Annotated in this window: 11 protein-coding genes; 7 read left to right on the plus strand and 4 right to left on the minus strand. The window is 67.1% G+C overall.

Annotated elements, in window-relative coordinates; all coding sequences use genetic code 11:
* Positions 1-239 precede the first annotated feature (239 nt).
* The 7 genes from Amac_RS06315 (at position 240) to Amac_RS06345 (ending at position 6574) form a co-directional block, all read left to right on the plus strand.
* On the plus strand, positions 240-1952 hold the full coding sequence (locus Amac_RS06315) for an AMP-binding protein (protein ID WP_218040900.1): 1713 nt from the start codon (positions 240-242) through the stop codon (positions 1950-1952).
* Positions 1949-2815 carry a ferritin-like domain-containing protein gene (locus Amac_RS06320; protein ID WP_155353364.1) on the plus strand — a complete coding sequence of 289 codons (867 nt, stop codon included), beginning with the start codon at positions 1949-1951 and terminating at the stop codon, positions 2813-2815. Before Amac_RS06315 ends, Amac_RS06320 begins: the two co-directional genes overlap by 4 nt.
* Complete coding sequence (locus Amac_RS06325; protein WP_155353365.1) at positions 2812-3339, plus strand: PaaI family thioesterase; 528 nt, start codon at positions 2812-2814, stop codon at positions 3337-3339. The genes Amac_RS06320 and Amac_RS06325 overlap by 4 nt, the downstream gene beginning before the upstream one ends.
* A complete protein-coding gene (locus Amac_RS06330; protein ID WP_155353366.1) occupies positions 3336-3614 on the plus strand; it encodes an acyl carrier protein in 279 nt (92 codons plus the stop codon). The genes Amac_RS06325 and Amac_RS06330 overlap by 4 nt, the downstream gene beginning before the upstream one ends.
* A complete protein-coding gene (locus tag Amac_RS06335; RefSeq protein WP_155353367.1) occupies positions 3611-4480 on the plus strand; it encodes an SAM-dependent methyltransferase in 870 nt (289 codons plus the stop codon). Before Amac_RS06330 ends, Amac_RS06335 begins: the two co-directional genes overlap by 4 nt.
* Positions 4477-5346, plus strand: coding sequence for an acyl-ACP desaturase (locus Amac_RS06340; protein WP_155353368.1), 870 nt, complete (start codon positions 4477-4479; stop codon positions 5344-5346). The genes Amac_RS06335 and Amac_RS06340 overlap by 4 nt, the downstream gene beginning before the upstream one ends.
* A 319-nt stretch (positions 5347-5665) precedes the next feature.
* Entirely contained in the window at positions 5666-6574 is a 909-nt protein-coding gene (locus Amac_RS06345; RefSeq protein WP_170322351.1) for a cytochrome P450, read from the plus strand.
* A 402-nt stretch (positions 6575-6976) separates the two neighbouring features.
* Here the strand turns inward: Amac_RS06345 and Amac_RS06350 are convergent, their stop codons facing one another.
* The 4 genes from Amac_RS06350 to Amac_RS06365 form a co-directional block, all read right to left on the minus strand.
* Positions 6977-9697, minus strand: a complete 2721-nt coding sequence (locus tag Amac_RS06350; protein WP_155353370.1) for a hypothetical protein — start codon at positions 9695-9697, stop codon at positions 6977-6979.
* Positions 9698-9709: 12 nt separating this feature from the next.
* Positions 9710-11278 carry a hypothetical protein gene (locus Amac_RS06355; RefSeq protein ID WP_155353371.1) on the minus strand — a complete coding sequence of 523 codons (1569 nt, stop codon included), beginning with the start codon at positions 11276-11278 and terminating at the stop codon, positions 9710-9712.
* 62 nt (positions 11279-11340) lie between these two features.
* A complete protein-coding gene (locus Amac_RS06360; RefSeq protein WP_155353372.1) occupies positions 11341-13080 on the minus strand; it encodes a hypothetical protein in 1740 nt (579 codons plus the stop codon).
* Positions 13081-13136: 56 nt separating this feature from the next.
* Positions 13137-13643, minus strand: a complete 507-nt coding sequence (locus tag Amac_RS06365; protein ID WP_155353373.1) for a monooxygenase family protein — start codon at positions 13641-13643, stop codon at positions 13137-13139.
* Positions 13644-13679 lie beyond the last annotated feature (36 nt).

The following is a 13679-nucleotide window of genomic DNA, read 5'->3' on the forward strand; positions in this document are numbered from 1 at the left end:
TGATGCTCGGGAAGGTACCCACACGGATCCGGCATCATGGAATTTGTTTTCCGGTCCGCGATATCCACGAAGCGAACCGGGCTATTCGCGCTGTCGAAGGCCCGTCGAACAGCACGCGGTGTGAGGTGTTCCTGCCTTCTGTCGTCCAGATCGCGCGCCTCGACTCACCGCCGACTGACCGCTCGACCGATCCGGTAACCAGCAAGATCCGGACTTCGCTGACCACGAAGGGAATCAGCGTGAAGCCACCTGTGCGACCCGCCCTGCTGGACGGAGAGACTCTGGGGGAGAGCCTGGCCCGGTTGGCGAAGGCGTCACCGGATTCCTGCGCAAGATTCCCCACCGCGGGCGACGAGATCACCGCGGCGGAACTCGACTCCGCTTCCGCGGCGGGCGCACACGAGTTCCTGCGCGCCGGGGTGCGACCCGGTGAGATCGTGGGCGTACTGGTGTCCACCGCCGCCAGGTTCCTCACCACGATCTTCGGGCTCTGGCGGGCCGGGGCGGCGGTCAGCGTGCTGCCGGTCCAGGCCGGTTTCGGTGGTGTGCAGGGCACCGCGCGCCGTCTCTCGCGCATCATGGCCGTCGCGGGCATGCGCCACCTCGTACTGGACCCCGACTACGACGACCTCGGCCGCGAACTCACCACGGTGAGCACTGGCCTGGCCCTGCTGTCTCCGCCTTCGCCCAGCGGCACCGGCAGCGTGCTCACCCTGCCCGCCGTCGATCCCGGCGCACTTGCCATCGTCCAGTTCACCTCCGGCAGCACGAGCATGCCCAAGGGCGTGATGCTGCCTCATCGGACCACCGTGGCCGGTCTGCAAGCCTGCGTGGTGTCGGGCGCCTTTAGTCCCGACGACGTGTTCGTCCAATGGGTGCCGACCTTCCACGATATGGGCTTGATCGGCCTGCAGTCGCACTTGCTCAACGGTGCCGACGTCCACGTCTTCCCCCCGATCACCTTTCTGCGGCGGCCGGGCGCGGTGCTCGAGTACTTGGCCGCACGCGGCGGCACCATGATGACCGGCCCCAACTTTTCCTACGACTACATACTCGACAACGTCCCTGCGGAGCGACTGGCCACCCTCGACCTGTCCAGCTGGCGGCTGGCGTTCAACGGCGCCGAACCGGTCAGCGCGGCCACCGTCCGGCGCTTCACCGAGGCGCTGGCACCCAGCGGCGTCGACCCATCGGTGATGTACCCGGTGTACGGCATGGCCGAGGCCACCCTGTCGATCAGTTACCCCAACCCCGGCGACACCGCGACGATCCGCGCGGTGGACCGCAACGAACTGGCCAGGACCGGTGTCGTGCGCACTGTCGAGGAGACCGCGCCCGCGGCCAAACCGGTCGTCGCGGTGGGCCGCGCCGTGCACGGCATCGACCTGCGGATCGTCGGCGAGGACGGGGTGGTGGCCGCCGACAGCACGCTCGGGGAGATCCAGATCGCCGGGGAACCGGTGACCACCGGGTACTTCCGCAACCCCGAAGCGACAGCGGCGGTGTTCGACAACGGCTGGCTGCGCACCGGCGACCTCGGCTTCCTGCTCGACGGCGAACTGTACATCACCGGGCGGCGCAAAGAGATGGTCGTGGTGCACGGGCAGAACTTCTTCCCCGACGACGTCGAGAACGTCGCGCGCACCGTGCCAGGCGTCTACCGCCGCCGCTGCGTCGCGTTCCCCGACACCGACGCCGAGGGTGGCGAGCGAATCGGCGTCATCGTGGAGACCAGGGGGGATCCCGCCTTGGTACGCGAGGAAGTCCGCAGGCGGGTGGCCACCGAGTTGGACCTCGCCCAGGTGGAGGTCTACGCGGTCAAGCCCCGCTGGATCCCCCGCACCACCAGCGGCAAGTGGCAACGCGTACTCGCCGCCCAGCGCGTCACCGCCGGTGACGATGAAGGGGTGTTCCCCGCCACCGGAAGTCGAGACCAAGGAGAACTGGTGTGAACAGCAAAACCCGGTCGCCTGCCGGGGTGCCCTTGCTCGAGGACGAACGGATGCACAGTGCCCGGGTGTTTGCGGCCTACCAGCACGCAACCTGGGAAATGCACCACATCCCGTGGGACGAGTTCCGAGCTGACTTGGTGCTGCCCGAACATATCGTGTTCGCCAAGGGCGCCATCGTGGGCGAGTCCAACGTCATCGCAGCCACCCACGGACTGCTCAACGAGTTCGCCATGGACTACGACTTCTCCCAGTTCGCGTGCATCTGGGGTTACCAGGAGATCCAGCACCACCTCGCCTTCCAGACCTGGCTACAGCTGGCAGGGCACAACATCGACCACAGCACGATCGCCTCGATGCGTGCGGCGTACCCGCCGGGGGTGACCAGGGCGGCCACGCTGGCGACCAACGTCATCTGCGAGGTGCTGGCCACGCACGCCTACAAGTGCGTCGCCCGCAGCATGCGGGAGCCGGTGCTCGCCGCGATCCTGCGGAAAGCCAGCGGCGACGAGGCGCGGCACGCGCGGGAATTCGTCCACTACACCGCGGTGCAACTGGCCGAACGGCCGGAGGAATGCGCGTCAGTAGTGGAGACCCTGTACGTCTACATGGGCACCACGCGCGATCTGTACCGCCACCCGGTCAGCCGGTTCAAGGGAAACCTGCCCGAGCTGGCGAACCACGAGACCATCGACGAGATGTTCGCCTACTTCGCCGAGGTTGACGAAGGCGGCGCGGAGTGGGCGAAGTGCTGCGAACAGCTGTTCAAGTACTTCTCGCAGATCACCGGCTACAAGTTGACCAAGATGTCCGACGTGCGCCGGGCGATAGCCGACGAGTCGTCGAAGGACGTGGTCGTCGTATGACCGCCCAGCACACCTTCGGCGAGGAGATCGAGTTCCCCTGGATTTCGGAGCCCTCGTTCAACTGTTTCGGTTGCTCCCCACACAATCCGGTCGGGCTCAAGCTGCGCATGCAACGGCTGTCGAACGGCGACTACGCCGCCGAGACGACGTTCTCCGAGTGCTACGCCTCCTACCCGGGAATCGTGCACGGCGGCATCGTGAACGTCCTGGTGGACGAGGTGATGGGCGACACCCTCACGCTGATCCACGGCATGCTTGCGTTCTCCGTGACCCTACGCAGCAGGATGCTGGCCCCTCTCATGGTGGGAGAGCGGTACCTGACCGTCGCGCGGGTAAGCGGCAGGGGCAACGGGGTGCTGCACACCGAGGCCACGATCACCGGGCCCGGCGACGAGCTACACGTCATGGCAACCGGCACCTACCAGCCGATCCGATCCGAGCAGGCCAGAGAACTGATGAAGCTCGACGACGCCGCCTTCAGCCGCGTCCGGCACTACTTCGACCATGGAGCTGGAGAGACATGACCACCGAATCCGCCACCACCCGTGCAGAGATCGCCTCAGTCACGGCCGAATGCATCGCTGCTGAGCTGAAGATCTCCGCCGCCGAGCTCAACGGCGCCGACGTGCTCAAGGAACTGCCCGGTGCAGACTCACTGAAGCTGCTACGTGTGGTGTCCAAACTGGAGCGCAGGTGGGACGTCGAGTTCGACGATGAGGCTATTTTCGGCGCGCGGACCATCGACGAGCTGGTCACCTTGGTCGAGAAGCACGTCAGCGGGGATCTGGCGGGGTCATGACCACACTGACCCCGCAAGAGGCGTATCAGGCAACCAACAAGCACTACGAGCTGCCCGCCGAACTGTTCGGCATCTACCTCGACCGGCGGCTGAAGTACAGCTCCGGGTTGTACACCAATGGGCACTCTGATCTTGACCAGGCGCAGACGAACAAGCTGCACTTCGTCGCGCGGCAACTGGGCCTCACCGGCGGTGAGCGGCTGCTCGACGTCGGCTGCGGCTGGGGCAGCCTGATCCTGTTCATGGCGCAGGAGTACGGCTGCCACGCCACCGGCGTCACCCCGTCACGCCCACAGGCCGAATACATCCGGGCGCAAGCGGAGAAGGCGGGCGTGGCCGAGCTGATCGCGCTGGAGCTCGGTTCGTTCACCGACGTCGAGGTGGCCGGGCCGTTCGACGCGGTCACCATGCTCGGCTCAATCGTGCACATGCCCGACCGGACTGCGGTGCTGCGCAAGGTGTACGGGCTGTTACGGGGCGGCGGGTCGCTGTACCTGTCGGAAAGCTGCTTCCGGGACCACGCCGCCTATGAGGAGTTTTCGCAGCGGCCGGGTACCAAGCACGTCACCGAGGGCATTTTCGGATTCGCCGACATGGTGCCGCTGTCGGTGCTGGTAGAGGCCGTGGAATCGGCCAGGTTCAGCCTCACAGGACTCGCCGACCTCACCGCGCACTACCACCGCACCATCGAGGAGTGGGAACGGCGGGTTGGGGCCGCGCGTGACCACGTCGAACTGGTGGCGCCAGGTATGAGCGAGCCACTCATCCGATATCTCCGCACGGCCAATGCCGGCTGGGGTTACACCACCAAGCACTACGCGTTGAGCGCACTGAAATCCCGGATGGGTCCAACGGAGGCACCATGACCGAGACCCTGCCCGAGTCCGATTCCCAGCGGTTGCGAAAGTTCGTCGACCCTGGGGAAATCCGGGAGCTGACGCGGAAGGCGGTGAGCCGCGCCGGCACGCGGCAGTGGTCGATCGACGAGCTGTCCTGGGCGTCGCTGCGGCCTGAGGAACTCACCGACACCGACCGGTCGGTGGTCCGGTTCATCACCTTCATCGAGGACCATATCCCTGGGTATCTCACCTATTTCCTGGGCGCCTTCCCCGTCTCCGGCGAGGATTTGGCGATCGAGGAGTTCTGCTTCAACCGGGAGTACTTCCGCTTCCTGATCTCCTGGGCTAACGAGGAGGAACGACACGCCTCGGTGCTGACCAGGTACCAGATCGAGGCCGGCATCAGCGACCCCGACACACTGATGCGGGAGTTGGCCGAGGAGGGCCGGAAGAAGTTCGCACTGCCCTACGAGAACCCGCTGCAGGCGTTCACTTATACGCTGGTGCAGGAGAAGGCCACGCAGCTGTTCTACCAGCGGTTCAGGACGGTGGCCACGGAGCCGGTACTGCGTGATCTGCTGCATCGGCTGGCCAGGGACGAGGCGCGGCATTTCGCCTTCTACTCCGAACTCGTCGGCGCCTACGTCAAGCGGCACGGGCTCGCGGCGAGCGTACCGGATCTCAAGGACGTGCTGTCCACCTTTCGGATGCCGCTGGCGGACACGCTGAACGGGTACTGGCGGTGGTCACTGAAAATCGCGGACGCCACGTCCTACGACCATACCGAGGCATACGAGGCGCTGGTCCGGCTCGTCAACGATTTCGCCACGTCGCAAGGCAATGCGGCAATGGCCGACCTGGCCGAGTTCGTGCACCGGATCCGCGCGGTCTGACCGGCTCGTCCACTCGTACAACAGGATGGAAATGTCTATTACTTTCGACCCGCGAGATCCATCGATACGTACGGACCCATATCCTGTCTATCGACGCCTCCGCGAGACTGATCCGATTCATCAATCACATTTCGGCTATTGGGTTCTTTCCCGCTACGCCGACGTCGACGCCGTACTGTGCGCACCAGGGGCGTCGAGTGAGTTCTATCGGAACACCACATGGGCCAACCGCCGCGGCGGCGCGGACAGCCCGCTCCTGCAGAGTGTGCGAAATTGGATGCTCATGCTTGACGGGCCCGCACACAGGCGGATCCGCGGCGTGATCGGCAAGGTTTTCACCCGCGCCTCCGTAGCGCGACTGCGGCCACGTATAACCGCTGAAACCGACCGGCTTCTCGACGCCGTGGGCGAAGGTGAGACCGATCTGATCGACAGTCTCGCACTGCCCCTTCCGGTGACCGTGACCTGCGAGCTTCTGGGCTTGCCCTCGTACGATCGAGACCAGTGCCGCCGTTGGACGGAACAAATAAGTCGCGTGATCGACCCCTCGATAACGTTCGAGGACACGGCCGGCATGAACACGGCGGAAGTAGAATTTCGGGAATACGTCGCCGAGCAGCTCGACGAGCGCAGGTCAACACCACGAGAAGACATCCTGTCTCTGCTCGTGCACGCTGAGGTCGATGGCGTCCGGCTGACTGACTGCGAGATCATCGCCAATGTTCTGTTTCTGTTCGTCGCAGGTCATGAGACAACTGTCAATCTGATCGGAAACGGTCTGCTGGCGCTGCTCCGGCATCCCGACCAGTTGCGAATGCTGCGCGAGAACCCGGAGATGATCACTGATGCCATGGACGAGATCACTCGCTACGACGCCCCCGTGCAGATCGTCTCCAGGCTCCTGACCGACAACGTCGCCCTTGAGGACGTCACGCTTCCTGCGGGGGCCAAGGTGATGTTGCTCTTCGGGGCGGCCAGTCGTGATCCGGCACGCTACTGCGACCCGGACCGCCTCGACTTGACTCGTACCGGAACAAAAACGCTGGCTTTCAGCAGTGGGCCCCATTACTGCATCGGCGCCGCGCTGGGAAAGCTGGAGACCTCTGTGGTGCTGACGGAGCTACTACGACGCTACTCCAGGATTGAACTCACCAGCGAGAACCTGGTCTGGCGACCTAACGTCAGCTTCCGTGGCCTACAGAGACTGCCACTCAGGCTGATGCGCTGACCTGGACAGGCGAAGCCATCCCTCCAGCGGGACCCGTTATTCGGCGGGTTGGCGACCAACTGATGATCCTGGGGCCGGGACGCGACCAACGCGGGCAGAGGTCCCCTGCACGGGGGAGGACTGCGAACGCTCGATCTGTTCGGCGGCCCCTGGCTGGATTGAGTAACCGACCTTCATCTCCTCTCTCCAGCCGCCACGTTCAACTCGGCCTTGCGCGTGCCGATTATTCATCCGTCCAGGTCAAGCCGCATGGCGATACTCCTGAGAACTCCACCAAGTCGACCACGCCGACGGAGGTCCAGGCGGGTGGGCCCGTCAAGTTGACGGTCCCTCCTCGTCGCCGCAAGCGCCCGCGCCCCGACGTCCAAGCCCAAGCAGCGGCCGACGCGGGGGGCGACCTGCTCAAGGCGCTGGGTTGAGTTCGGCGTCGGGCTGGAGATAGATCAGCGAGGTCGGCGTGACGATCTCCCAGGGCTCGTCGACGGCGATCTCCATTCCCGGCCGGTCGAGGGCGTCGCCGATCAGTTCCTCGATCGGTGGATAGGGGTTGGAGCGGCCGCGCCACCGCTTCGGCGACAGCTTCGGAACCTCCGAGGTGGCGAAGTAATCCCCGACCGCGTGCTCGTACCCCGCCCGGACAGGCACCATCACCCGGGCCGCCCCGGCCCGCAGGAACGCCTCGTGGGTCGGATCCGTGCTGGTCCGGGCCCGGAGCGTGCCCCAGCGTTCCCGCCCGGCCCACTGGTACGGGTAGAACAGATACACCATGTTCTCCCAGTCGAAGACGTCCTCGAAGAACTGGATGTAGTCGGCCTCCTTGGCGAGCTCCATGCGGTTGATGCGCGGGGCGTCGTCGGCGGGGAAGGTGAGCGCGCCGAACAGGTCGAAATCCTGGCCGCTCAGCACGGTCTGGCACGCCCGCTTCAACTCCGCCTGCTCGACGCGCCGATTGACCGAGGAAGGCTGGTCGGACCGGTACGCCTCGCGCGCCTGCCGCCGTCGCTGGTCGTTCTCGTAGGCGGACGACTGCGCCAGATAACCGGCGCGGATCGTCTCGTACGTGCGCAGCCGCCACGCCTCGAAGGCGGCGCGCGTACGCTCGCAGCGCACCCGCACCACCACCGTGAGGCCGCCGCGCTGATCGGCGCTGAGGCCGATGGGCAGCGGCCCGGGAAGCACATGGTCGAGCGGGACGGTGAGTTCGCCGTCGTCCGCGTCGCTGACGGTGACACGCTTCTCGCCGATCGCGATCTGCACCGCCTGGGTGGATTGGCCCCCCTCGGTGGAATACTCGCCGCTCTCCAACGCCCAGGTGACGGTCACGTAGGCGTCGCCGGCCGCATAGCCGTTCGGCACGCCGACCTCGCCGACGTAGGAGCTGTAGCCCCATTCCGGCTGGGACTTGTCGGTGGTGTTCCTGGGGTAGTCGAACGGCCGCGCCGCCGGATCGGCGAAGGTCGCGGTCGCGAACACCTCCTCCTCGGGCGGCGGCTCGACGCCGAGCACGTCCCAGCGCGCGGCCTTGGCGACGTAATTCTCCTCGGTCAGCTCCTCGATCTCCAGGAACCAGCCGGCCGGCTTCGGGACGGCGCCCTGATCGGTGTCCTGCTGCGCCAGGTAGACCAGCTGCGCGGCCGGCTCGGGGACGATGAACTCCAGCATCAGCCGCTCGCCGTAGTTGTAGAGCTGGGCCTGGTCGACCTTGTTGAGCCAGCGGTAGACGCCGGCGATGTTCGCCGAGCCGCCCGCATTGTCGAACCTGTGCTCGTTGGTCTCCGTCACGCGCGTCGTGCTGATGCTGGTGCGGCGCTGGGAGACTTCGGTGCGCAGCAGCTCGGCGGCGCTCTCGGTCATGGTCTTGGCGTACGAGACGGCCGAGCTCATGCTCGTTTCCGTCGTGGTGGAGCGGTCGGCGTTGATGTCGACGCCGGCCTGGATCGGGCCGAAGCCGCCGGAGACGCTGACGCCCAGCGACATGGAGGTGCTCTGCGTGGCCGCCGTCTGGAGCGCCCGGTCGAGGCTGTTCTGCTCGGTGGTCTCCAGTTCCCGGGTGGTCTCGGAGATCGACTGGGTCGAGGTGGTGATCGTCTCACTGGTCCGGGTGTCGACGACGTGAGTGCGGGCCCGCACCTCGCTGGCCAGCACGTTCTCGATGTGCGAGATCTCGCCGGGCTCGTAGCGCAGATGCGTGGTACGGATGATCATGAGGTCGCCGCGGCCCGCGATCCGCGCCTGGGCCTTCAGCACCGGCACGCTCGGCGGAATGTAGGCCGTCTCGGCCTCGACCGTGGCCTCGAAGTCTCCGGCCTCGGCCGTGCTCGACCGGCGGCGGGCGACGTCGCGTTCGGTGTCCAGGACCTTGCGGAGGCCGCGCAGCGTGGCGGTGGGCGGCACCCCGAGTTCGGCGGCGGCGAGCGCCGTCGCCTCGATGGCCGGGTGGAGGTCCTTGAAGCCGCCCGACTGCATGTCGGCGAGCGTCGGGTCCGGCTTGCCGGCGGCACGCGCCCGGGTCAGGAGACGCCCGACCTCGACGCTCAGGCCGGACAACCGCTTGACCCGCTCGGCGTCCGGGTCCGGCGGCGGAACCGGCTTCGGCGGCGGCGGCAGCTCCAGTTCGCGGCCCCCGATCAGCGTGCGGACCAGGCAGGCGTCCTCGGCCTTCGAACTCGCGAGGCGGAGCAGCGCGATGCCGCGTAAGAGGCGGGTCAGCGCCGCCGCCGCGCCCCTCGGCCTGCCCAGGAACCGGCCGAGGACGATCATGTCCACGGCCCAGCGGGTCAAGTCGGCGACCGCGCCACGGGGCGGGTCCGGCGCCATCCGGCGTTCGGCGATGACCGCGCGCAGCTTTCCGACCGTGAGGCGCGAGTCGATGGCGGCGCGCAGCAGCAGGGCCAAGGCCAGCCGCCCGACGTCCTCCAGCAGGTCGTCGCGTTCCGCTGCCCGCGCGGTGTGCAGAGCCAGGGCCTGCTCGCGGTCGCCCGCCGTCACCGCCTCCTTCACCTGCGGCGACCAGTCGTCACCGAAATCGACGACTTCCGTGACGACCTTCGGTCCGGTCGAGCACGAGCCGTCCGGATCGCTCGTACGGCGCAGCTGGACGAAACGTAACGAAGCCTCTGACATCAGTCCTCACCTTTAGATTTCCGGCAAACGCAGGGCGGCCGGCATGCCGTAATAATCGACCTGCAGATTGAGCCTTCGCACGAGCCCGTTCCACTCCTCACGACGGTCCGCGTCCTGAAGCAACCTGAGCGCGCTCTGCCATTCGTCCTCCTGCAACGCGCTCATGAGTTCGGCCAGGGTCCGCTGGTCCAATCCGACGACGGCGTCGGTGGCCCGGTCGAAATCGGTAAGGGGGAATGACCCCAAGGTCTCCCCCGACGGGAACGTGAACCCCGTGCGCCCCTCCGCGCGCTGCTCATAGGTGTAAAGGGACACCTCGTCCAGCGTCGGAATCGCGCGGTTTCCGTAGCGGTCGAGCCGGGTTCCGATGAAGTTTCGCCCCGCCTCGAGGTCGGTCCGCGCATGGTCCCATCGCCCCAGCAGATGCAGATTGCTTGGCTCCGACGCCCCGGTGATCATGGCAAGCCGACTCGCCCAGAACTCCTGAGGAAACTTATCGGACTTCTTCGGGTACTGATTGCGCAGCCGCCGGACCCAGTCACCCATGACCCTGATGAAACGCTGAGTCCCCCCGACATGCTCCCACTCGTTGACCAGGACGGCCACGTCCAGCGCCTTAGGACGCGCCAGCGCCATCTCGAACAGTTCGTCCCTCGACAGCCGGTAGTACGGATCACGGGCGTAGCGGCTGCGAAAGTCGAGCGAATTTCCGGACCGCCGGACCGTGTCACTGCCAATCCGGGACCGGATCTGCTCAAGTTCGGCTTTATCGACCGTCAGAATCCTCTCGTCCTGGAGCCGGGCCGCGAGTTCCCACCGCGCCTGCACCACAGTGCGCGCCCTAGGTGGCCCCTGCTCGTAGCTGAAGTTGTAGATCGGCGCCTCGCCGGTCGAAATCATGTGCGCGATCTGCACCTCGGAGAGCAGCAAGTCGGGGTCGTAGTCCCACGCGTGCACCTCGTCGTAGCTTCTGACCTGCAGCTCACGGAACAGTTCCACGTCACGCGCGGTGAGCGGGATCTCCCGGTTCCAGACCCGCGACGCCATCACCATGCCGATCGAGCGGTGGCCCCGCTTCGTCACCTTACTTCCGTAGGGCGGGTAGTGCAGGTCCGGGCCGACCGGCGCGTTCATGGGCGTGACGTTGAGATTGTCCGGCAACTCGACGTGGAAGCCCTCGTGATACCGGTACGAGCCGTAGGACACGCCGCCGTCGAAGGGCGTCATCGTCGTCCTGAAATCGAGATAGGCCCGCCGGAGCGCGTCGACGTACTCCTCGGGATTCGAGGTGCGCAGCAGCGTCGCCGAGGCCGGGCCGAGCCACGCGTCGACGACGGCGTGGAGCAGCGACCGGGAGTCTCCGCCGGCCAGGAAGCCCTCGATGCTGATGTTCGGAAAGTCCTCGCGTACGGCCTCGAAGGCGTTCTGCAGCCAGCCGGACCGCAGGCAGAGGCCGGATGGGTCGATCAGCTCGCGGGGATCCCGCGCGAACGAGCGGGGCGCGCGGTCAGCGGCGAAGATCGCCCGGACCTGCGGTGTCATGCGCTGGAGCTGGTTCAACAGCGCGAGTTGCTCCGGCATGGACCGGATCGGCGGGTTCGCGAGGAGCTCTCCCAGGCGTGTCCGGACCTCCCTCGGCGGGCTCACGGTGAGCTCGCTTCGGCGCGCTCGGCCGTCGCCTTCGCCAGCGCCGCGTCCGCGGACTCGACCGCCTCCGCCGCGTCGCGCAGGCGAGCCGACGGATTGTCGCCGACGGTCAAGACCCGGCGGCCGGAGGCCAGCAGGGACCTGCCCGCGCGTTCCGCGACTTCGGGGACGAGGACGCCGCCGAGGGTGAGGGCGGCCTCCAGACCGCTCATGGGCTCGCCGTACAGGTCCTTCCCGGTCAGCACATAGGCGCCGACGCTGCCCAGGTCGCGCAGGTCGTACATGGCCTGGATGGCCGGGTGCGGGATGAACTCGCCGATCGAGAGGACGATCTGCAGGATCTCCGCGATGGTCGCCGGTCGGGACCGCAGGTCCGCGACGTCGACCTGCTCGTCCGCCGTGATCGCCAGCGGCACGTCGTCGAAATCCGCGACCTGCTCGCGGTACTCGACGATGCCCTCCAGATCGGACTCGCCGGCGGCGCCGATGGCGTCGTCCAGGAAGACGCGCACCTGCTCGGTGCGGACGACCGTCAGCCGGAAACTCGGCCCGCCGGGCACGGCCCTCGCGGGCGGCTCGGCGGAGGCCTTGCCGTCCGGGTCCAGGTAGTCGAGCCGGTAGGCGAAGCGGTCCGCCGCGCTCGCCGGATCGACCCGGATGCGGATCAGCGCCGGCGCCGTCTCCGGCAGCCCGCCGAGCCATTCGACATAGGTGTCGAGAACGCTTATCACCAGCGAGAAGACGAAGTCGTCAAGGGCGTACGCCGCCTTGACCAGCCAGTCCGGCTGCCAGCCCCACGGGCGTCCCCTGGGTGGCCGGCGGAGATCCGGCTTCATCAGCAGCAGGTCGACGCCGTCCGGGCGCGTCTGCTGCACGGCCAAGGGCTTGGGCGCCTCGTTCTGCTCGCCGAAGGCGTGGCGCATCGCCACGGCGCTCGCCACGATGTCGGGCTCCGCCAACGGCGTCGGGCGGAGCGGCGCGCCGAGCGGCGGCAGCGTCATCGGATGCCGGTGGCGCTCGAACTCGAGGATGAGCGCCTGGTCGCAGGTGACCTCTGCTTCGCCGGCGACGTAGGCCGCGCGCGCCGCGCTCAACGCGGCCTCACCGAGGAGCGGCGCCTGCGTGAAACCGACGCCGGGCGCGGCGGCGATCCGGAGCCGCATCGCGCTCCAGTGATAGAGCGCCGCCGGGTCCAGTGTCGGATCGCCGTCCGGAGGCGACTCCGTGACGCAGAAGCCGCGGGCGGGTGTGAAGGCGTAGCCGAAGGGCAGGAGTTCGTATTCGATCGTTTTCGTTTCGGCGGCGTCGCCGAAGCTCCAGCTCCAGCCGGTCTCCCCGCCGCCGCTCGCCCGGACCTTGACGGTCTCGGTCGCGCCGCGGACCTTGTTCACCACGGTCAGGTCGAAGGAGAGCGGCTGCGCCGTTTCGACGTCCACCACGGTCGTCGTCGACAGCTCCGGAAGCCGGCCAAGGGCGCTGCTCGCCACCTCGAAGAACCAGCCGGGCAGATAGACGATCGAAAGGGACCCTCCGCCATACCGCGCATGCAGCACGTTGCCCATGGCGTCGACGCAGACGAACAGCGGGCTGCCCGGCGACCCGAGCCGGAGCTCCTCCCAGCGCCCTCCGATGGTGTCCGGAGCATCGAGGGCCCGCCAGACGTCTTCCAGCATAGGGCGCAAATGCCGCACAGTCTCCTCGACGGCCGCGAGCTTGGAGGTTTCCCCTGGCCCCATGGCCGGGAGAATATCCGATAGCCGTACGCGACACCCAGACCTAAGTTTCCGCGTGGCTAGGACTCGTAGAGGTCCTTCTCGCTGAGGACCGGGCTGCCGTCTTCGGAACGTCCCAGCCGGGCCGCGGAGCCGAACATGGGACCACGAGCGCGCTGGATCCCGGCGAACCGTCCGAAGCCGAGCGGCTTGGGCACGTCATCGTAGACCGCCTCCATACCGCCCTTGGCCGAGTACGTCTCGTGCCAGAAACCGGTGCCGCCGGAATCTCGCAGGAAGTCGAGCCACCATTGTCGATGCGGCTCCGACCGGGCGAATGCGAGCAGCGAGGGCAGATCGCGCCAGTACTGGCGCATTCCCATGTTCATCGGGAAGAACGAGTAGTAGACGGGCTCGTGCAGCAGCAGTCCGTCCGGCTTGCCGGCGACCGACTCACTGATCTTCCGGCCGAAACTGAAGAAGGTCCGGATACCGTACAGCCGGTTCACCCGCATGCCGAGGTACAGGACCAGGAGGTCTGGATAGGCGGAGAGGTCGACGGTCTGCCGGATGACTCGGGTTGGCATCTAGGGCTCCTCCGGGCTGGAGAACGACACGGCTCC

The sequence above is a fragment of the Acrocarpospora macrocephala genome (assembly GCF_009687865.1).
GTDB classification, from domain to species: Bacteria; Actinomycetota; Actinomycetes; order Streptosporangiales; family Streptosporangiaceae; genus Acrocarpospora; species Acrocarpospora macrocephala.